This window comes from Quyinboa sediminis, assembly GCF_042219855.1.
In the GTDB taxonomy this organism is placed as follows: domain Bacteria; phylum Bacteroidota; class Bacteroidia; order Bacteroidales; family UBA5342; genus JBHJHP01.
Window position 1 is genome coordinate 178,270 of sequence record NZ_JBHJHP010000005.1, and the last position, 22,868, is coordinate 201,137.

A 22,868-nucleotide genomic window follows, 5' to 3' on the forward strand; every position below is an offset into this window, starting at 1 on the left:
CCTGTGGATAATTCCACAGGTTTTCTGAAAGATCAACATATTTTTGTTTACTCCACCACTAATTTCACTCCCAGAACAAAAATATCATCGATCACTTTATCTCCAAGATTATCAAAAAATGAATCTGAGCCATAACGTACATCATACTTTGCTCTGTCAACATTAATGTTGGCTGTATACGTATTTCCTTCTTTATTCACATCAAAAGTGATGGGATGCGTTATACCTTTAATGGTCAGATCGCCGGTTACCGTTGTCGAACCATCTATAACAGGAAAATTTTTCCTGATCATCAGTTTGGCTTCCGGATGCTTCTCCACACTAAAGAAATCATCTGATTTAAGATGGCCCACCAGTTTCTGATTATATTCCTGACTTTCGAGGTCCAGATTTTTTATTGAATTCATATCTACCACAAATTCTCCACCTGTAATGGCATTGTTTTTCACTTCCAGTTGTCCACTTTTTAAATCTATGGTTCCATGGTGCTGACCTCCAACTTTTTTACCTGTCCAGGTAATTTCACTCTTGTTGGTGTTTGCCTTCAATACTTCGGCTGATACATTACTAACCAGTAAGCTCAGCACAAGAACAGTTAAAAGATTAATTGTTTTCATTTTTTAATGTATTTAAAGTGTTAATAATCATATCTGCATTGGAACTTCCATCACTAAAAGCGAAGTTCCTTTTTCAGTATTAATTTTGATTTTATCCGTTTCACTAATGGCTATTCCGTCACGCTTTTCAAGTCTTGACTCCCCAATGAAAGCCTGTCCTTCCAAAACAAAAACATAGACGCCATCTGTTTGATTTTTCAATTCATACTCCACTGATTTAGCAGTGGTAAAATGCCCCATACTAAACCATGCTTTCTGATAGATCCAAACGCCCTGATCATCTTTATCCGGCGATAAAACCTGGAATAACGCATTTTCTGTTTTAAGGTCTCTGATCGAAATCTGATCGTAACGGGGTTCAATGTTTTTGCGATCCGGGAACACCCATATCTGCAGCAGGTTAACCGCTTTGTCGCTGTTCGGATTAAACTCACTGTGAAAAACACCTGTTCCGGCACTCATCACCTGCACATCTCCTTCTTTAATAACGGCCTGGTTTCCCATATTGTCTTTATGTTCCAGATCACCTTCGAGGGGGATAGTAATAATTTCCATATTGTCATGCGGATGCATGCCGAATCCTTTTCCGGGGTCCACAACATCGTCATTCAGTACACGCAGTGCTCCGAAATGAATGCGTTCAGGATTGTAATAATTCGCAAAACTGAACGTGTGATGCGTATCAAGCCAACCATGATTGGCGTGTCCTCTGCTGCTTGCCTTATGAATTATTGTTTTCATATCTCAATCCTCTTATTTTACAGTACAAAATTACGGAGAGTTGGCCCATCGGACCATGCGAAAATCAGGTCGGGTATTGCAAAAATCAGTTCTGGCGGGCGCTGTTTCTGAAATCCAGTGGCGATAAACCACTGTAACGCTTAAAAAAGTTGCTGAAATGTGCCGGCTCCTCAAATCCCAGGAAGTAAGCCAGTTCCTTATTGGACAGTTCTGTAAACAAAAGAGACCGTTTAGCTTCAAGAATAATACGGTGCAGGATATATTCCTTTGCAGATTTACCGGTTAGCGTCTTTACCGACTTATTCAGATAATCACTGGTTACAGATAACATCCCGGCGTAATCAGATACTTTATGACTGACTCTGAAATGTTTTTCAATCAGCTGCTTGAAGTTGCGTACCAACTGGTTACCTGTTTCAAGGGACTGAAGGTCATCGGTTTTTTGCAGAGAACAATGATTATTGCTTTGTATCAGCAAAAGTTTCAGCAAGGCACCAAGTGCATCACTCTTATATTCAATCTGTTGTTGTGTGTAATCGGAAATGTGACTGACCAGTGTTTTAAAGTAGTCAAACTGTTCAGCGTTCAATGGCAAAGGTGGTGTTTCACCATGTTCATTGAAAAGATAAACATCATCCACCATTTTATCGGGAATATGGTTTTTAACTAGGAATAATTTACTAAAATTCAGTACCCAACCTGTAGGACGTTCAGATGCAATAACCTGGTGTACCTGACCGGGGTAAACAAAAAACAAACTGTGGTCAAACAGCTCATACGTACGGAAATCAATATTATGCCTGCCTTTGGCCTTTTCGAGAAGAATAATGGTGTAATAATCGTGCCGGTGCGGTTTATCCGGTCTTCCTTCCATCTCATCATATAATGCAGCGACATCTTTCAAAATAAACTCAACAGGATCATCATTCTGACCTGTTAACGCATATGTTTTTATTTCGGTATGACCACTAAGCATTTTTCCGGGTTGTTGAAATTTTAAAACAGCTCACACTGTTATTCTGTTTATAATGGTTATAAATTTCCCTGACAAGGCCTCTTATAATGCGCGATCCAGTGTTGCATATAACATTTTTTAACTTTCTGATTGTATAATTAATGGTCAATGTATACTTTAGTGTTGTCAACTTAAGCTAAAAAAGTTTGACTGTTTGTCATGTTTGTTGCCAAAATATATTTAACCACATATTATTTAACCTTAATTATTCATACTTATGACCCGAAAAGAACATCTCTCCTTCTGTAAGAAATGTCTGAACAGGAAATATGACAGTAAGCAGGGTATCATCTGTAATCTGACACAGAAACCCGCTGATTTTGAAGATACTTGCGAATCTTTTTCTTTGGATCCGGAAATAAAGGACGTTGAAAGCCATATTGAAGAACCTGTTAGTGTTGCCCGTATAGATCCCAAACAGGGCGAACAAATCCTTGCAAATCTGAAATACTATCAGGATTTTAATTTTGCTGTTGTCGGCGGCCTGATGACCATGCTGGTAAGCGCTGTAGTTTGGGCGGTAATAAGCGTTGCTACAAAGATGCAAATCGGATTTATGGCCATTGGTGTTGGTTATCTTGTTGGAAATGCAGTCCGTTATTTTGGATCAGGTGTAGATAAAAAATTCGGAATTCTTGGTGCTGTTTTATCCATGTTGGGTTGCGTTTTCGGGAATCTGTTTGCTCAGGTAGGCTTTATAGCACAGGAACAGGCACTTGGATACTTTGAGACACTAAACTATTTAAACTTCAATCTTATCCTGCAAATCATGGCGGAGTCCTTCTCACCAATGGACCTGTTGTTTTATGGAATCGCCATTTATGAAGGCTACCGGTTTGCATTTAGAAAACTAAGTAATGCTGAACTTTTAAAAATACAGAATGGTGAATACGATGGTGTCCCTGCAAATCAGAAATTCAAAAAACCATTGGTTATTTCCAGCATCGTGGTTATGGCACTTTTCATTTTCACTTTAAGCAGGGGCAACAATGGGTTGAAGACTTATTACTATCAGTCGGGCCAGAAAATGTCTGAAGGAGATATTAAAAAGAACAGGATGGATGGCCCATGGACTTACTGGTACGAAAACGGAAGCAAACAGCTGGAAGCCAATTATGTGAATGGATCGCAGGAAGGAAAATGGAAATGGTACAACACAGAAGGGATACTTATTCAGGAGGGATTATATAAAGACGGACTGGAAAACGGACTATGGACACACTATTATGATAATGGCACCAGGATGGACTCCGGACGATTTGAAAACGGTCGTCAGGAAGGCTTTTGGAAAGGTTGGAATGCAACAGGCCTTTTAAGCTTTGAAGGTAATTATCACCTTGATAAACCGGAAGGTAAATACACAACCTATTACGAAAACGGAAATATTCTTGCAAGTGGCAACATGCATAATGGTGAAATGACAGGTACATGGTATAATTATTTTGATGATGGCAGTCCTGAAAGTGAAATAAACTACAGGGATAATAAACCTTATATTCTTAATGTATGGTTAGAAGATGGAAATCAGATTGTAAAAGACGGAAACGGTGAATATATCTCATATTACGAAAATGGCCGGATCAGACAGAAAGGGAAATTTGAAAACGGTTCAAAAGTTGGTATATGGAAAGACTATCACAGCACCGGATCATTATTGACAGAATATGTAATGGAAGATGATATCGTAAAAATTATAAATGCCTGGGATATACATAATAATCATATCATTATCGATGGGTTAGGAGATTATGTGAGTTATTATCCTGAAAGTGATCAGCTATATGAATCCGGAAAGCTGGTTGAGGGAAAACGGGAGGGTGAATGGATTGCTTATGGCCCTGGCAACGGGAAGTTACAAATTGAACAGCTTTATGAGGAAGGTCATCTGAATGGTCCGGTTAAATTTTATTTTGAAAGCGGCGAACTCCAGATTGAAGGAACTTATAAAAACGATAAGCAAACCGGTATATGGACCTGGTACTTTGAAGATGGAACTGTGAGTTCAAGTGTAGAATTTACAGATGGCAAAAAAACCGGAGTACAGGAAATTTTTAATGAGTTCGGTGAAAAAACAAAAGAAGAAATATACGAAAACGGAGAGTTGAAAGACCTGCGGATAATTTAAATAATATGATCATACAGTATAAATCAAAAATTATCGGATACAGGCTCTTCCTGGTTACCGGATTGATGTTGCTTGCCCTCTCTGCTTATGGCCAAAAGCTTAAAAAAGTAAAACAAAAACTACCGGATAATGTAATAGAAGAGTTTCATGTACTAAAATCAAACCCTGAGATAAAAGAAGGTGCTTATAAAAGAGAAGACAAATTAAATGGTCAACTTACTGAAGGTTTTTTTCATAATAACAAGAAGAATAAAATTTGGTCATTCTATGAATTGAATCCAAAAAATAAGACCCGTGAATTTGAAATTAGGATGGGTGGTACTTATGTCGATGGTGTAAAAGACAATCTTTGGTTTTACATCAATTTTAAAAATTCCGTTCTTAGAAAAGAATTTTATACTCTTGGCGTTTTAGATAGTGTATTAATATATGATGAATTTGGTTCCAGATTAAAGAAAAAGATATTTTATTATAATACTTTAGACAGTGTTATTTTTCAATACAATTCTAAATCAAAACCTGTATATGTTTATGATTCCCGATCAGATAAAATACTTCATTACTATTACTACACTAATCCACCGATGTACAAGGCAAAAGTTAATGATGAGTGGACGGAAACAGAACTGGATTTTCCACCTCTTTTAATTAACTGCGAAAAATTACAGAATTACTACAATTCTCTTATCAAGTCTCAAAAAGAAGAAAAAATTGTCGGTCCTATTATTAAAGGCACAATTGATGAAACAGGTCGACCTATGGAACTGGTCTTTATAGATAGCGTTCGTTTTCTAAATGGACATAAGTTTCTAATCCATCATGCATTAAGTGACAGCATTATGTTATTTCTAAAATCCAATGAACTCAAATGGATGGCTGGTCACAAAGATGGTTATCCTGTTTCAGCAAAATTTCTTTACAATACAAGGACTGGCCATAGTGATATTTCAGATAATCTTGTTTGTTACAAGAGCAAAGCTTTTTCTGAATTTATTATGCTTGATGAAGCAACGCCCTCTTTTCCCGGAGGCAAAATGGCTATGATGAACTACTTAAATAACACAACACACTTTCCGAAAGAAGCTAAAAATAAAGCCATTCATGGAAGAGTTTGGGTCAAATTTGTGGTAACAAAAAAGGGAATAATTAAAAATGTAAAAGTTATGCGTGGCGTACACCCTTTATTGGACAAAGAGGCAGTAAGGGTCATAAAAAGTATGCCTAAGTGGGTGCCCGGCAAAATAAAAGGAAAACCTGCAAATACCAACTTCATGTTACCAATAAACTTTGTACTTAAATAAACATCAAAAAATGAAAACCGCACACCTTGTTCTGGCATTGTTGCTTATTGCATCATCAACCTTTGCTCAAAAGCTTAAAAAAGTAAAACAAAAACTACCGGATAATGTAATAGAAGAGTTTTATGTACTGAAATCAAACCCTGAGATAAGAGAAGGAACATGCACAAGGGAAGACAAATTAAATGGCTATCTTACAGAAGGTTATTATCACAATAACAAAAAGAATAAAATTTGGTCATTTTATGAAATGAATCCTAAGCATAATATTCATGAATATGAACTTAAGATGCGTGGTAAATATGTGGATGGTAAAAGAGACAATCTTTGGTCATATTACAATTCAGGAAATATTGTTATCCGAAAAGAATTTTACACTCTTGGCATATTAGATAGTGTATTTATGTATGATGAATCGGGGGTTAAATTAAAAAGAGAGGTATTTTATTATAATGGCATAGACAGTGTTATTTTTCAATATAATTCTAACTCAAAACCTGTATATGCTTATGACTCCCGATCGGACAAAATACTTCGTTATTTTATCTATACCGATCCACCACTATACCAGGCAAAAATTAATAATAAGTGGGTGGAAACAGAACTGGATTTTCCACCACTTTTAATTAACTTCGAAAAAGTACAGAATTACTACAACACTCTAATCAAATCGCAAAATGAAGAACGGGTTATCGGTCCGGTAATTAAGGGAACTATCAATGAATACGGTCAACCTGTGGAACTGGCCTTTATAGATAGTGTTCGTGTTTTATCAGGAAATAAGACACTAATCCACGATGCATTCAGTGACAGCATTATGTTATTCCTAAGATCCAAAAGTCTCAAATGGATAGCCGGTCATAAGGATGGTTATCCTGTATCCACAAAATTTCTTCTCAATGCGCGATATAGTGACAATGATATTTCAGGTAATCCTGTTTGTTATGATAGTCCTGATACTTCTGAATTTACAATACCTGAAATAATGCCCTCTTTTCCGGGTGGCGAAATGGCTATGATGAACTATTTGAATAATGTTATCGAGTATCCGGCTGAAGCACAAAAAAATGGCATTCAGGGAAGAGTTTATGTAAATTTTGTGATAACAAAAAATGGACTCATAAAAAATGTAAAAGTTATACGCGGCGTTCATCCTTTACTGAACGATGAGGCTGTAAGAGTAATAAAAGAAATGCCAAACTGGATCCCTGGAAAAACTAAGGGAAAACCGGTAAATGTAAGTTTTATGTTGCCCATTATGTTTAGTCTTAATTAGTATTCAAAAAATAATGAAAACCGCACACCTTGTTCTTGCATTGTTGCTTATTGCATCATCAACCTTTGCTCAAAAGCTTAAAAAAATCAAACAGAAGACAGAAGATAATGTAAACGAAGAGTTTTATGTTCTAAAGTCAAATCCGGAAATAAAACAGGGAGATTATAAAAGTGAAAATGCTGTAACCGGCGAGATAATTGAAGGCTTTTACAGCAACAATAAGCGCGATAAGGAATGGAAATGGTATGTAAACACCGGGAGCAAAAAAGGGGGTGATATTAAAATATTACAGTCCGGAACTTATAATAACGGCATTAAAAACGGAACCTGGAAAAAGTTTAATGGCGGTCAGTACGATCGTTATACATTTTATTCCAACGGGATGAAAGACAGCGTTTGGATTTACCGCGATGGATTGAGAAACCTGGATAAAATGATATTCTATACGAATAACGAACAGGATAGTGTGGTTATTCAGTATGATTTCAAATCACGCCCGAAATATGTGTATCACAGCGGGTCCAATCAACTTTTAAGGTATTATAAGTATGAAGACACAAGCGCTTATTTCGTCAAGTCAGAAGGTGAATGGGTTAAAGAACAGTTGGATCACCCGGCCATTTTACTTAATCAGGAAATGTTTGAATTCTTATCTGACAGCATTATTTATAGTAAAGGTAAAGAATCAGCAAATATCCCACAGATAGAATGCATTGTTGATGAAAATGGACATGTTACTAAAACAATACTACAGAATGGCGACCCAGGTGTTATAAAAGCAGAGCTATTGAGTAATGGCGTAAAAGGTTATAATCCCAAAAAGTGTGATGATGAAATTCTTAAAGCTATTTCAGAAATATTAAAATCCGAAAAACTAAAATGGTTACCAGCAAAAGATGATATAAAAACCGTTACCAGCAAAGTCTATATATTGCATGATGCTTCTAATAATGCATATATTAACAATTCTGTTTATGCTTTCGAATTAGATAAACCAGATAAACTACCCGAATTTCCTGGAGGAGATAAAGCATTAGCGGATTATCTTTCAAGAACCCTTAAGTATCCATCAATTGCACAAGAAAATGGCATTCAGGGCAGGGTCTATGTCAAATTTACTGTGACAAGATCCGGCGAATTAATTGATGTGAAGGTAATAAGGGGTGCGGATCCGGCTTTGGATATGGAAGCTGTAAGGGTTATTAAACTAATGCCAAACTGGATCCCTGCTGAAGTTAATAATGTACCTATTGACCTGGATTTTGTTTTTCCCATTAATTTTATACTGGATAACAGGATGCCGGTTAACACAAACAGAGGGTTTAGATTACAGTAAAATATTCGGTTAAAGCTTTTATAAACCGTCATCAACATTTTGCTTTCTAAATACATTTTCATACCTTTAATAATGCAATTAATTCTCTCATTTTAATTGCATTATACAGGTACACATTCCCATTTTGCTTGCTTGCATAACAGATTAAATCTGCTGTTTACGGTAGATTGTCGGACTATGCTGAAAAAAGACAATAAACTGAAGTAAGCTCATTAAAAGCATTTTATATATGAAAGTTACAATATTAGGTACCGGTGTTGTTGGGCAAACCATAGCCAGCCGGCTTGTTGAACTACACCATCAGGTGGTTATGGGAACACGCAATCCGCATGAAACCATTCAGCGCACAGAACCAAATCAGATGACCGGAACATCGTTTTCTGAATGGCATAAGAAAAACTCTGCCGTAAAATTAATGGCATTCAATGAAGCAGCAAATGAGGCTGATCTGGTTATAAATGCAACGAATGGCTCAGTATCCCTGGCTGTATTAAAAACAGTTGGTAAAGAAACATTAAAAGGTAAGGTCCTGCTTGATGTTGCCAATCCTTTGGATTTTTCAAACGGCATGCCCCCTTCCCTGGCGGTGTGCAATACAGATTCCCTTGCAGAACAGATTCAGCGTGAATTTTCAGAAACCAAAGTCGTAAAAAGCCTGAATACAATGAATACCGTAATCATGATGCATCCGGTAACGATTGCAGGCGATCACAATGTATTCGTTTGTGGGAATGATGAAAATGCAAGACAAATGGTAAAAGATCTGCTTTACAGTATTGGCTGGAAACATGAAAATATTCTGGATCTTGGAGATATTACAGCAGCACGTGGAACGGAAATGCTCCTGCCTGTCTGGCTCAGGTTATATGGCATCTTCGGACATGCAAATTTCAATTTTCATATTCAAGCAGATAAATAGCTAAAAATATTGTGTTTCATATTGCCGGTTATATAATTCAGGATCAAACGAGAATAATTGACGTAAGCAAAACTATACTAATATGTTACACTTGAAATTGAATAACTTTTAAAAAATCCAATTCACGGATACAATAAAATATTTTGAAACCATAACAATCCAATCAATACCATAATGTGCAATACTTGCGTCTATAAATAAACTTTTTGACACAATTAACACACTTTGATGTAATATTTTGCTATAATTGTATCAGATTTAGAATTTAAGTTCTGTCCATGATTTTTAGGTTCATGTCCGGGAATCATAATGAATTACGGTGAATAATTCAAAATAAATAGCAAAATGCCTGATCAGAATAAACTTGATTATGGCCTTTACATGAAGCTTTACAATATAGTTTAACAAATTCAAAAAGGTATATGCCAAGAATAAGTTTTGATCAATATATCGCAAAAGGTTTTTATGATGAAATGTTTGACGCAAATGGAAAAGTCAGACCTCATTATAAATTATTCAAAAAAAGACTGGATAAACTGGGTTGGACCAAACTTAACTTCCTGCAGCATTCAACAGACAGGGCACAATTATCATTGGGCATGACTTTTAATGTTTACAGTGACAACCAGGGAATAGAACGCATATTACATCTTGATATTCTTCCGAGAATAATAGATGGAAGTGACTGGAATTATCTTGAAAGAGGTTTGACTCAGCGCATTATTGCCTTGAATATGTTCATTGATGATTTATACAATGAACAAAAGGTACTAAAAGACAAGATCATCCCACATGAGTTGATTGCAGGAACCAAATCATACCTTAAAGAGTGTATGGGAATAAAACCACCACTTAATGTTTGGAGCCATATCACCGGAACGGACCTTATTCGAGGTGATGATGGTAATTTTTATGTGCTTGAAGATAACCTGAGATGCCCGTCCGGTGTATCCTATATGCTTGAAAACAGGGAAATTCTTAAACGGACCTTCCCTGAACTTTTTGAAAAACTGCATGTCCGGCCGGTTTATAATTATACGCATCATTTGCGTGATATGCTGGAGTCACTTACTCCGGTTCAGAATGCCAGTGTTGTGGTACTTACTCCCGGAATTTATAACTCGGCATATTTTGAACACGCCTACCTGGCTCAGCAAATGGGTGCCGAACTTGTAGAAGGAAGAGATCTTGTTGTAAAGAACGACATTGTATATATGATCACTTCAAAGGGTTTACAAAAGGTTGATGTAATATACAGAAGGGTTGATGATGACTTTCTTGATCCGATGGTATTCCGGAAAGATTCAATGTTGGGGACATCCGGACTTTTTAATGCCTACAGAAAAGGAAATGTTGTACTCGTAAATGCACCCGGAACAGGAGTAGCGGATGATAAGGCAGTGTATGCCTATATTCCACGTATTGTAAAATACTATCTTGGAGAGGAAATTATAATTCCTAACGTTAAAACTTACATTTGCTCAGAAGAAAGCGATCTTAAATACGTAATTGAAAATATTGATAAGCTGGTGATAAAACAAACCGATGGATCCGGTGGTTACGGGATGCTTATCGGACCAAAATCCACGAAAGAGGAGCAACAGATATTCATTAAAAAAATAAAAGCCAATCCAAGGAATTACATTGCGCAGCCTACTATTAATTTATCAAGAGTTCCGACGCTAACGGAGGGTTCTATTAATGGCAGACATGTAGATCTGCGACCATATATACTTTACGGTAAGGATGTTAAAATCATTCCCGGTGCCTTGACAAGAGTAGCCCTGAAAAAGGATTCACTTGTGGTGAATTCATCGCAGGGCGGAGGAAGTAAGGACACCTGGGTTTTGGATAATATTTAAATTTCACACTATGTTAAGTAGAGTTGCAGATGCCATATACTGGATGAACAGATATATTGAAAGAGCCGATAATTATGCACGGTTTCTGGATGTAAATTTCAACCTTTCGCTGGACCTTCCCCCTGACATTTCGGAACAATGGCAGCCTCTGGTAGCGACAACCGGAGACTGGGAGTTATATAAAAGTCTGCATAGCAAACCCGTAAAAAATAAAGTCATTTATTTTCTGGGGTTCGACGAAAACAATCCAAATTCAATTTTCAATACCATAACCAGCGCACGTGAAAATGCAAGATCTGTACGACCGGACATCACGAAGGAAATATGGCAACAAATCAATAATTTATACTATTTGGTAAAAGATGAGAAAGAGAAAAAACGATGGCAGAAAAATGATCCCCGAAGTTTTTTTAATGAAATAAAAAAGGGATGTCAGTTATTAAATGGTATCTTCGACACAACTCTCTCCCGGAACGAAGGTTGGCACTTTGGGAAAATAGGACAACTCATTGAAAGAGCCGATAAAACATCGCGGGTACTGGACGTTAAATACCATATGTTGTTGCCAAAGCTGGAAGAAGTAGGTTCTCCTTTTGATCTCATTCAATGGACAGCTCTCTTAAAATCTGTGAGTGCTTTTGACATGTACAGAAAACAATACGGGAAGCTAACCCCTTTTCATATATCAGAATTTCTTATTCTGGACGATGCATTTCCAAGATCGATACTTTACTGTCTTGATAAAGCAGAGAAATCCTTAAACGTTATTACAGGAAGTACAACAGGTTACTCCAATAAAGCAGAAAAACAAATCGGAATTTTAAAATCACAGCTTGAATATGCCGATATAAATGATATTTTTACAACGGGATTACATGAATATCTTGATAATTTTCAGGTTAAATTAAATGAGACATCAACAGCTATTTTTGATACATTTTTCTCAATTGAAAATGCTTTAAGCAACAGCTAATCATCTTATTATGACATATTGTTTAGCCATTAAAGTTAAATCCGGTATTATAGGAATTTCCGATACCAGGATCACATCGGGGCATGAAACTACAAAGGCAAAAAAAGTCTTTACCATAAATAAAAATCAACATTCATTTTTTATTATGACCTCTGGGTTAAGATCTGTCAGGGACAAAGCCTTAACTTATTTCAGGGAAATAATTGATGAAGATGATTCGTCCTTTAATAAACTTTACAAGGCCGTAAATGCGTTTGCCGCACAGGTTAAAAAAGCAGCCAAAGAGGACAGGGAAGCCCTCAGGGAGGCTGGATTACATTTTAATTTATTTGCACTGGTTGGGGGGCAACTTCAGGATGACGACGGCCATAAAGTATTCCTTCTGTATCCTGAAGGAAACTGGATAGAAATTACAGAAGGTTCGCCGTTTATGATCATAGGAAATAACGGATACGGAAAACCGATTCTCGACAGGGTACTGAAATATAATTCGAGTCTTAAATTTGCTCTAAAAGCAGGATTTCTGTCATTTAATGCCACACAGGTAAGCTCCAACGACGTGGATTATCCCATCCATGTGGTGTATTACGAAAAAGACAGTTACAACATTATAGAAAAACAATACAAAAAAGAAGAACTGCAAAGTATATCTCAGTTTTGGCAACATCAGTTGAGCGAATCGATAAGTAACCTCGATGATAGTTGGATGGATAAACTTTTCACTAAAAACGGTGATACATTTGAAACGCTTGACGAAGAATAAACCGGATGAACCTGCACATATCGCATATAACAGAATATTTTTTTAGTACAGATGTTTTTTTTGAACCTCACGTTCTTAGATTCAAACCGAAAGCTACTCCGTATTGCAGTCCTAAGGAGCATCATATAACGGTTGATCCGGAACCAGCAGGACTTTCCCATTTTCTGGATTCAGAAAACAATGATATCCAGCTTTGCTGGTTTAACCATGTACATAGTACACTATCTATTAAAAGTGAATCTTTGCTGACCATTAGCGCCTTTAATCCGTTTCAGTTTCTGATTTATCCGCTCGAATATAACGTATTACCCTTTCATTATAACGCAACAGATTCTGAGTCACTGGAAATATACCTCAGATATCAGGATGTACCCGATGACCTTGCAAATTATGGGAAACGAATATTAAAAGCTTCCAATAATGAAACTATTTCTTTTCTGACCAATATTACAAAAGCCATACACGATGATTTTCTTATAGAAACGCGGCTGGAAGGTGCACCTTATACACCTGCAAAAAGTTTTACATTAAAAAGAGGTTCATGCAGAGATCTGGCATGGATGCAAATCAATCTCCTGCGCTTTCTGGGTATTGCATCAAGATTTGTTAGCGGATATTACTTTCTGGACGATGATGCTGCAGTTTTTGAGTTGCATGCCTGGCTTGAAGTTTATTTGCCTGGTGCAGGTTGGATCGGCCTTGATCCCACACATGGCATCGTTACCGGTAATCATCATATTCCTGTGGCTTCAAGCCGGATTCAGGAAAATACAATGCCGGTTTCCGGTACCATAAGAGGAAGCGCTACTTCAAAAATGGAGACTAATCTTTACATTCAAAAGTTAAAATAACTGGCCCTGAACTGTAATTCCAACAGCATTTTTGTTTGTTTTATCAATCATGTATATCTTTAATGCTTCAAACACTTTTGTAAAAAGATGAATAAATCCCTTTATACATTTTCAACCGTTATTGCCGGATCAGTTTTATTGTCTGTAACCTCTTGTCAGCCTAAGGAGAAAAAGACAGCAGAAAAACCAAATATTATCTACATTTTAGCCGATGATTTGGGTTATGGCGATGTAAGTTGCTACGGACAATCTCATTTTAAGACACCTAATATAGACAGGCTGGCGCAAATGGGAATGAAATTCACCAGGCATTATGCCGGTTCTACTGTCTGTGCTCCTTCGCGATCATCGTTAATGACCGGAATGCATACCGGACATACACCCATTCGCGGTAATAAAGGCGTTGAACCGGAAGGACAGGTGCCAATGGATTCTGCAGCGTTAACAATAGCCGAAGTTTTAAAGACAAACGGGTATGTAACAGGTGCATTTGGGAAATGGGGACTCGGTTTTCCGGGTTCAGAAGGAGATCCGAACTTCCAGGGATTTGACGAGTTTTTTGGATATAACAGCCAGACCCTGGCGCATAACTATTATCCGTATCATCTCTGGCACAACCAGACCAAGGTAATGCTGGAAGAGAATCAGGGGCATCAAACCGGTGCATATGCGCCAAACCTGATTCACAAAAAAGCGCTTCAGTTTCTTGAAAACAACAGGGACACATCTTTCTTTCTTTTCTATCCAACCATTATGCCACATGCAGAACTGGTTGCACCGGAAGAATATATGGATCAGTACCGGGAAAAATTTCTCCCTGAAAAAACCTATGAAGGAGTGGATGATGGTCCACGTTACCGGCTGGGGCCCTATGGTTCACAGGATGAATGCCATGCCGCATTTGCAGCCATGATAAAACTGCTGGACGATCAGGTAGGTGAAATCATTGATAAAGTTGAAGAACTTGGCCTGAGCAAAAACACACTCATTATTTTTACCTCAGATAACGGACCACATAAGGAAGGTGGTGGTGATCCTGATTATTTTAACAGCAATGGCCCGTTCAATGGATATAAACGCGATTTATACGAGGGTGGCATCCGCGAACCTATGATTGCAGCCTGGAAGGGGCATATCAACGAAGGATCGGAGACGGATCATATTTCAGCCTTCTGGGATGTTATGCCTACAGTATGCGATATGATTGGCACAGAAGCTCCTATGGATATTGATGGGATATCTTTCCTTCCAACCATGCTGGGAAAACCCCAGAAAGAACACGATTATCTGTACTGGGAATTTCATGAACAGGGAGGTAAACAGGCTGTATTGATAGACAACTGGAAAGGTATAAAATTCGGCATTCAGGAAAATCCGGATACTGCGCTGGTTCTTTTTGACCTTACCACAGATACAGGCGAGTTACATAATGTGGCGGATCAGCATCCTGAGATGGTTGAAAGAATGGATCTGATCATGTTGGAGGAACATCATAAATCAGACCTCTTCCCGTTTGAATATGAAGAAGTTCAGGAACCGGTTCAATAAAAATGTAGCCGTACCGGGCATAGTAAAGTTTTAACATAAAAAATTTTCTGCCACATCCGGAACAACGGATTTGAAATTACTATAATTTCGCGCTTTATTTTTCACCAAGATGGAAAACATATTCAAGCCGAAATTCTTCTCCGTTCTAAAATCCGGAATATCTAAAAAACAGTTTTCAGCCGATGTCCTGTCAGGAATAGTTGTCGGAATTGTAGCATTGCCTCTTGCTATAGCATTTGCTGTCGCCTCGGGTGTATCGCCGGAAAAAGGATTAATTACAGCTATCATCGCCGGTTTTATCATTTCTTTTCTTGGTGGCAGCCGGGTTCAGATCGGTGGTCCAACCGGTGCCTTTATCGTCATTGTATATGGAATCCTGGAGAAGTATGGATTTGAAGGGCTTATGATTTCAACCATTCTGGCTGGCGTAATCCTGATATTATTCGGCATTCTGCGTCTTGGAGCCTTATTGAAATACTTTCCGCATCCCTTAATCGTTGGCTTTACAAGTGGCATTGCCCTGGTTATTTTTTCCACACAGATTAAAGATGCACTCGGACTGGATCTTGCCAAAATACCCTCCGCATTTATTGACAAATGGGGAACATATGCGGTGAACCTTCATCATATCAACCCGTACGCACTGGCCATTACGGTCATCACCATCCTTATTGTGGTCTTTTCAAAAAAGCTAACAACCAAAATACCGGGCTCCTTTATTGCCATACTGCTTACTACAATGGTGGTTAAACTGTTTAACCTTCCGGTTACAACGATAGAATCGTTTTTTGGAGCTATCCCGAATCACATCAGCTTCAGTTTTCCTCACCTACAATTATCAGAACTGTCAGTCTACCTTGCTCCAGCCCTGACAATCGCCTTACTCGGTGGAATAGAATCACTGCTCTCCGCTGTTGTGTCTGATGGTATGATCAGCGGGAATCACAGATCTAACACCGAACTCATTGCACAGGGTATTGCCAATATCGTTACACCATTTTTTGGTGGAATACCTGCAACAGGAGCCATTGCACGTACAGCAACAAATGTAAAGAACGGCGGCAGGACACCAATAGCCGGCATGGTTCATGCTGTGACACTTCTGCTCATCATGTTGTTTCTTGGACAATGGGCAAAACTGATCCCGATGTCTGCACTGGCCGGAATTCTGATTGTGGTTGCCTACAACATGAGTGAATGGAGGTCCTTCAGATCTGTACTACGTGGATCTGTATTCGATATTATTGTTTTACTCAGCACTTTTATACTGACCGTACTGGTAGATCTCACTATTGCTATTGAAGTTGGCGTCGTTCTGTCTGCATTACTGTTTATGAAGCGTATGGCTGATATCGGTAATGCTGAGGTAAAAGAAAAAATCGACAGCGACCTGATAGAGAACTACTCAGAAATTCCTAATGGCATTTCAATCTATGAGATCAGCGGACCAATGTTTTTTGCATCTGCGAAAACTTATTCGGAAACACTGAAGGATATTGGTGCTAAAAGTAAAGTTCTTATTATCCGTATGCGGCATGTACCCTTTGTGGACTCTACCGGTTTACATAACCTAAAGGAAGCCATTAAAATAATCCAGCAAACCGGAGTAAAGATTGTGTTTTCCGGCGTAAACAGTAGTATTCTTCAAAATTTTGATACATTTGGACTGCTTGAATATATACCGGCCAATCATATTTTTGATTCATTTGAAAAAGCGGTAGATTTTGCGAAAAAAGAATTGCAGACCTGATCCAACCCTCAGGATCTGCAGATCATGTTTTAATGCATTTATTCTTCTATCCGTTTACAACAGCTGTAGTAAAAATATTAAAAAAGTTCGTCGATTATATGACAGGTAAAGTGTGAGGAAATAGCGTTCTTTGTGTAAAATTCATAAATGATGAACCACAAGCGACTTTCTTTATTTGGCATTTTACTTATCCTGGCCGGACTTTCCACCCTGTTTTTAATCACTGATAAAATCTCATTTCATGATGAAGATTCAGAATATGAAGAAGAAAATGAGGAGAGGCCTGATGAAGATGTATTAAAGGGAAAAGAGAAGGAACTGTTCCTTAAATACCTGGAAGAAAGACAACAACAGACTTTGCTGAAATCCACTTCAGCAAGCGGCGAAAGCAGCTATGCCAATGGTGCCCTTACCGGAACTTGGAGACACAAAATACCACATACAACAGGTTATGGTTACCGTGTTGATAATTCAGCGTACGATTCGCTAAGAAATGTATTCTATGTAGTTACATATGCCGGCCATTTGTACAAACTTGAATATGAGAATCAGATAAAATGGACCCTGCTTAATCATAAGATACAGATGAACCCACCGGAAAATGATTCGGCAAATCCGGTATTTACAGGTACGCTTTTAGCGGACTCAACGTTCAGGCTTATACGAAGTAATGACAATCAAAACCGAATGGAATATTCTGATGATGATGGAAAAACCTGGAAAATAAGCACCGGAGCATCTGTAACCAGAAGCTGGTCTAATCAAGGCTTTGAAATCACCAGTCAAAGTAACAAAACCATTGTTTTGCATACCTACGATTCAAATTACCATCATTTATATTTCTCATCAGATAATGGTGAAACGTACAAGGCATCCTCCATGACTTTTCCCATCTCCACCTACGATGTAAGAATAGCCAAACCGTTTAATACAAACGACGCTTATCTTTGGGTTTGGTCCAAAGGATCAAAAAAAACTGATGTCTATAAATATAATCCGGAAAGTAAAGATTTTGAACTGAAATATAATTCGTCTTCCACGCTGGCAGGTACGAACCTGTCAAGTGCCGCGGCTACATATTACGGAGGAAAGTATCACTTTTACCTTTCCACTATCAATTCTGATTATACCATTTATTATTCGGATGATGAAGGTCAGACCTGGACGCAGAAAAATGCGGGAAGAGATAAACCATTTGAAGTCATAAGCCCCAACAAGCCTAATATCCTGATCAGTGGTTTTGAGGATATGAAGCTATCTGCAAATTATGGTACTTCATGGACCGGTTATGATCACAAACTGGGCTGGGACCTTCAGCACCTGAAAACATTTGAAATGGCCGGAGGGAAATTTATTACACTGGCCGGACTGGATTTTGGTTGTTATATCTCTGAAACACCTGAAAACAAAGACTCCTATATCTGGTGTAACAATGAAGCGTGGTATGCGATGCATTATGATGCGGCCAGCAGTGAAGAATACAATTCTGTCTATATGGCTAATCAGGACAGAGGAACAACGGCATATCGGGATACAGCTTCAGATGTCAATACCGTTGATGTGGATGGTACAGACGTTTTAAGAGTCTGTTATGCAAACAAAGAGAAATCGGTATGGACATGGTTTTACTATGGAAGGATAAAACACCGCTTTAATTTTCCAACAGGCATCAGTGGTGAAGCTGTAGTTGATGGTTTAGGGAACTGGTGGGCAGCCCCCATTGTTGCATCACCTGATGAATCCGAAGATGCAATATATGCAGCATATGGCAGTAATCTGAAGAAATTCACATATAATTCCGGTTCGAATTCGATTAGCCAATCCACACATGATTTTAACTTCAATTCCAGTTTCGGTGATGATCTGGGCGGATTCGGATATTCAAAACTGAACCGGAATAACTGGTATGCGGCATTAAACAACGGCTTATTTCTGTATTCGAAGGATGCAGGTACAACATGGACAAAATCACTCTATCCCGGAACCAGGCCACGGGCAAATGACCAGACCTACAATTACCCGAAAAACCAGATTGTGATTAAAGCATCCCGGATTGACTCCAACAGGGTGTATTATGCCGGTGTTGGTAACATATTTCTGATTTCGGATGATGGAGGCAGAATATTTTTACCACACAAAAAAGGACTTGATATCTACAGGATGAGAGATTTTGACCTTTCTCCTGACGAAAAATTTATTTTTGCAGCCTGCGGTTATGAAGGGGCATGGGTGTTTTCTGTTGAAGACAACTACTGGTATCAGATGAGTGATGATCCGATTCCAAGTGTTGACTTTACAGATGTTCAGTTTATTGAAAGTAAAAACTGTGTCAGATACAGTACGTTTGGCAGTGGAATTATTGACTTCTATATCAATACCATTTTCCCACCTCGTCCGCCTATTGATTTTTCTGCCAGCACCTTAACCGATTTTGCGATACTTTTAAGATGGTCTGATAATTCATTTAGTGAAGATGGTTTTATTATTGAACGAAGCTCTGACGGCACTTTTGTTGCTGTTGATACCGTTCAGACCGGAACCAGTATTTATGTCGATCGTAACCTGAATGCATCCACAACTTACCAGTACAGACTGAGAGCTTATAACAGCGGCGGATCATCAGAACCAACACCAACAGTTGAAGCCACAACAAAAACAGCCACAGGAATGGATGTGTTGGATGTGAGTATTAAAATATATCCGAATCCGGCAGGCAGGGTTTTAAATGTGGAACTTGGGACCATTAAGAACGATGCAATGCTCAATATAATAGACTTAAAAGGAAAAACGGTGATAACTAAAAAAATATCGGTTGGGACGGAGAACCTTCAAATACCACTGGACAATATTGAGCAGGGTACCTTTATCCTCGATTTTGTATATGATGGTAAACATTTAACACGGGAATTTATAAAAAACTGATCGATGCAGGCAGATTTGTGTGATTATCTTGCAATTATCTAAAATTTAACATCTCAAATAAGTGTTAATTTTACAATCATTTGTATATTCGTAACCTTGAAATAATATTGATTTGATTATTAAATTTTTAACCAGTATCATGAAAAATATTGTAGTCGTACTTTTTTTATTGTTTATAATCTCCTGCACCTCCAAAAGTCAGGTAACCTTTGAAGTAGATGGAAATGAACCGGGGAAAGCCATCAGTACCAATCTGATTGGCGCATTCTTTGAAGATATCAACTATGGTGCCGATGGTGGGTTATACGCTGAACTTGTACAAAACCGTTCTTTCGAGTATTATCCTGTTGCAGGTTATACCGATATGCAGCCACTTGACGCCTGGTCGCTTGTTACTGAAGGTGGTGCTGTGGCAACAATGACAGTGGAAAACAGTAATCCCATTAATGAAAATAATACACATTACCTGAAGTTAGCGGTTTCAAATAACGGATCAGGTGTAGGAATTAAAAACTCCGGATACGATGGCATCACAGTAAAAGCAGGTGATAAATATGATTTTTCAGCATATGTAAGATGCGATGGAAGTTTTTCAGCCCCGGTATCTGCATTTATTGTAAACGGTTCCGGAACTGTCATTGGTGCTTTTATCATCAACAATATTACAAGCGACTGGCAGAAAGTTACCGGCGTTATTACCGCAAGTATGACAAGCCAAAATGCATCGCTTCAACTCAAAACAAATGCAACCGGAACATTGTACTTTGATATGATTTCATTGTTCCCTCAGAAAACATTTAAAAACCGCAAGAATGGATTAAGACAGGATCTGGCTCAGGCCGTTGCTGATCTTCATCCCCGTTTTTTGCGTTTCCCCGGAGGTTGTGTGTCTCACGGACGGGGTAACGATAATGCTTACCGCTGGAAAGAAACAGTTGGAGATGTTGCAGAACGTACGCCAAACTGGAATCTCTGGGGCTACCATCAGACATACGGCCTCGGATTTTTTGAGTATTTTCAGTTTTGTGAAGACATAGGAGCCATCCCGTTTCCGGTTCTGCCATTGGGCGTATCCTGTCAGTTCAGAAACAGGGAAATAATACCTATGTCTGAAATGCAACCCTGGGTTGATGATGCGCTTGATTTAATTGAATTTGCAAATGGTAATGCCTCAACCACATGGGGTAAGGTAAGAGCAGACATGGGCCATCCGGAACCCTTTAACATGGAATATATTCTGCTGGGAAATGAAGAGGATGATATCCCTGAGTTTCGTGAAAGATTCCTTCTTATTGCCAATGCAATAAGGGAAAAGTATCCGGAGATTAAGATCATTGGTACATCTGGAACGGATGATACCGGAAGTTACTACAGAAGCCTCTGGGAATTCAGCAGGGAAAACAATCTTGATGCTGTGGATGAGCATTATTATAATTCACCATCCTGGTTCCTGACGAATAATCACAGATATGACGATTTCCCAAGAACCGGACCGAAAGTATTTATTGGTGAATATGCCTCGCAGGGTGATCAACTGTACAATGCTATTTCGGAAGCAGCTTACCTGACCGGCGTTGAACGGAATGCAGACATCATTGAGTTTACCTGCTATGCACCGTTATTCTGTAATGAAAACCACAACCAGTGGAATCCCGATCTGATCCGTTTTGATAACAATAATGTAGTAAAAACTGCAAGCTATTATGTTCAGCAGTTATACAGTTTATATGATGGGGAAGAATACATACCTTCTACGCTGACAATGCCTGAAAACAGTGCACCGTTTGTAGGAAAAATCGGTGTTGGAAGCTGGAATACACAGGTTGTTTACGATGATGTAAAAGTGGAAAGCAACGGGACTGTATTACTGGATGAGAATTTCAGTGACGGTGCTGCAAACTGGGCTCCCATTGCTGGATCTTTCAGTGTAAATTCAGGTACATACGTACAATCTGGTGGACAGACGCCTGCATGGAGTATTGCCAATACTGTAATTAACAAAAGTGAATATACCCTTACTTTAAAAGCCATGAAAACCGGGGGTGCAGAGGGCTTTCTGATTCCTTTTGCCCTGCAGGACGACAGAAACTATTACTGGCTGAATATCGGTGGTTGGGGAAATACTCAAAATGCCGTTGAGCAGGCAAGTCAGGGCTCCAAAGCCACACTGGTATCAAAGGGAGGCAGCATCTCGAATAACAGATGGTACACCATAAAAATTGATGTTAAGGGGCAGTCGGTCGATTTCTATATGGACGACAATCTTTTGTTTAGTATTCCTGCACCTGACGGACCGGTGACGGCTTCGGTTGTAAAAGATACCAAAACAAATGAACTGATCATCAAAATGGTTAATGCTGATGAACAACCTGTTACAGTAAATATGAAACTCAAAAATGTGGACACTTCGGAAGATGCAAGTGTAATTACATTGACCGGACCATCATCATCCACAAGAAACTCGCTGTCGTCCCCGGATCTGATCAAACCGGTGGAATCAACTGTGAGCGTATCTGCTTCATTTGATTATACGCTGCCGGCCTACTCTTTCCAGCTGTTCAGAGTTAAACTGGGGAATTCAACCAGCCTGAATGATGCATCGCGCAACAATGGCAGTGACCTGACCATAATGCCTAATCCGGCACGTGAAAAAGCCATGATATGCTACAATAATTCTTATGGATCACCGTACAAATTATACGTGTTCGATCCTTCCGGTAGAATGGTTTATAAAAAAATTACAAAGAATTCTACGACTCAGATTGAAAAAGGTAGTATGAAATCAGGTGTATACCTTGTAAAGGTAAGTGACAACGGAAAAGAATTCAACGGAAAATTAGTGATAAACAATTAAGTGAATTTTTATTGATAT

The 22,868-nt window shown here is 38.5% G+C and carries 16 protein-coding genes; 13 read left to right on the forward strand and 3 right to left on the reverse strand.

The genetic code is table 11. The annotated features are described in order from the left end of the window. Positions 1 to 47: 47 nt before the first annotated feature. The 3 genes from ACE1EF_RS13325 to ACE1EF_RS13335 all read right to left on the reverse strand — a co-directional run bounded on the left by ACE1EF_RS13325 (position 48) and on the right by ACE1EF_RS13335 (position 2,334). Positions 48 to 617, reverse strand: coding sequence for a YceI family protein (locus ACE1EF_RS13325; RefSeq protein ID WP_375721171.1), 570 nt, complete (start codon positions 615 to 617; stop codon positions 48 to 50). 27 nt (positions 618 to 644) lie between these two features. Next, the gene (locus tag ACE1EF_RS13330; protein WP_375721172.1) at positions 645 to 1,358 is read right to left on the reverse strand and encodes a pirin family protein; all 714 of its coding nucleotides are present in this window, start codon (positions 1,356 to 1,358) and stop codon (positions 645 to 647) included. 85 nt (positions 1,359 to 1,443) lie between these two features. Further along, positions 1,444 to 2,334, reverse strand: a complete 891-nt coding sequence (locus tag ACE1EF_RS13335; RefSeq protein WP_375721173.1) for a helix-turn-helix domain-containing protein — start codon at positions 2,332 to 2,334, stop codon at positions 1,444 to 1,446. A 256-nt stretch (positions 2,335 to 2,590) separates the two neighbouring features. Between ACE1EF_RS13335 and ACE1EF_RS13340 the strand changes: the two genes are divergently transcribed. From ACE1EF_RS13340 to ACE1EF_RS13400, 13 genes are all read left to right on the forward strand, one after another. After that, the gene (locus tag ACE1EF_RS13340; protein ID WP_375721174.1) at positions 2,591 to 4,498 is read left to right on the forward strand and encodes a toxin-antitoxin system YwqK family antitoxin; all 1,908 of its coding nucleotides are present in this window, start codon (positions 2,591 to 2,593) and stop codon (positions 4,496 to 4,498) included. 5 nt (positions 4,499 to 4,503) lie between these two features. Then, positions 4,504 to 5,799, forward strand: coding sequence for an energy transducer TonB (locus tag ACE1EF_RS13345; RefSeq protein WP_375721175.1), 1,296 nt, complete (start codon positions 4,504 to 4,506; stop codon positions 5,797 to 5,799). 10 nt (positions 5,800 to 5,809) lie between these two features. Next, complete coding sequence (locus ACE1EF_RS13350) at positions 5,810 to 7,072, forward strand: energy transducer TonB (protein WP_375721176.1); 1,263 nt, start codon at positions 5,810 to 5,812, stop codon at positions 7,070 to 7,072. A gap of 13 nt (positions 7,073 to 7,085) precedes the next feature. After that, positions 7,086 to 8,408, forward strand: a complete 1,323-nt coding sequence (locus ACE1EF_RS13355) for an energy transducer TonB (protein WP_375721177.1) — start codon at positions 7,086 to 7,088, stop codon at positions 8,406 to 8,408. Positions 8,409 to 8,637: 229 nt separating this feature from the next. Next, positions 8,638 to 9,327: an NADPH-dependent F420 reductase gene (locus ACE1EF_RS13360; protein WP_375721178.1), complete on the forward strand. Its 690-nt coding sequence runs from the start codon at positions 8,638 to 8,640 to the stop codon at positions 9,325 to 9,327. Between the two features lie 422 nt (positions 9,328 to 9,749). Further along, positions 9,750 to 11,189: a circularly permuted type 2 ATP-grasp protein gene (locus tag ACE1EF_RS13365; RefSeq protein ID WP_473774495.1), complete on the forward strand. Its 1,440-nt coding sequence runs from the start codon at positions 9,750 to 9,752 to the stop codon at positions 11,187 to 11,189. Positions 11,190 to 11,199: 10 nt separating this feature from the next. Next, on the forward strand, positions 11,200 to 12,162 hold the full coding sequence (locus tag ACE1EF_RS13370; RefSeq protein ID WP_375721179.1) for an alpha-E domain-containing protein: 963 nt from the start codon (positions 11,200 to 11,202) through the stop codon (positions 12,160 to 12,162). A 10-nt stretch (positions 12,163 to 12,172) separates the two neighbouring features. After that, on the forward strand, positions 12,173 to 12,925 hold the full coding sequence (locus ACE1EF_RS13375; protein ID WP_375721180.1) for a proteasome-type protease: 753 nt from the start codon (positions 12,173 to 12,175) through the stop codon (positions 12,923 to 12,925). Positions 12,926 to 12,930: 5 nt separating this feature from the next. Further along, positions 12,931 to 13,776, forward strand: coding sequence for a transglutaminase family protein (locus ACE1EF_RS13380; protein ID WP_375721181.1), 846 nt, complete (start codon positions 12,931 to 12,933; stop codon positions 13,774 to 13,776). Positions 13,777 to 13,863: 87 nt separating this feature from the next. Beyond that, on the forward strand, positions 13,864 to 15,324 hold the full coding sequence (locus tag ACE1EF_RS13385) for an arylsulfatase (protein ID WP_375721182.1): 1,461 nt from the start codon (positions 13,864 to 13,866) through the stop codon (positions 15,322 to 15,324). Positions 15,325 to 15,433: 109 nt separating this feature from the next. Further along, positions 15,434 to 17,074 (forward strand): SulP family inorganic anion transporter, encoded by a 1,641-nt coding sequence (locus ACE1EF_RS13390; RefSeq protein WP_375721183.1) that lies wholly within the window; start codon positions 15,434 to 15,436, stop codon positions 17,072 to 17,074. 147 nt (positions 17,075 to 17,221) lie between these two features. Then, on the forward strand, positions 17,222 to 19,996 hold the full coding sequence (locus ACE1EF_RS13395) for a T9SS type A sorting domain-containing protein (protein WP_375721184.1): 2,775 nt from the start codon (positions 17,222 to 17,224) through the stop codon (positions 19,994 to 19,996). A gap of 139 nt (positions 19,997 to 20,135) precedes the next feature. After that, positions 20,136 to 22,850 carry an alpha-L-arabinofuranosidase C-terminal domain-containing protein gene (locus ACE1EF_RS13400; protein WP_375721185.1) on the forward strand — a complete coding sequence of 905 codons (2,715 nt, stop codon included), beginning with the start codon at positions 20,136 to 20,138 and terminating at the stop codon, positions 22,848 to 22,850. Positions 22,851 to 22,868: the final 18 nt, after the last annotated feature.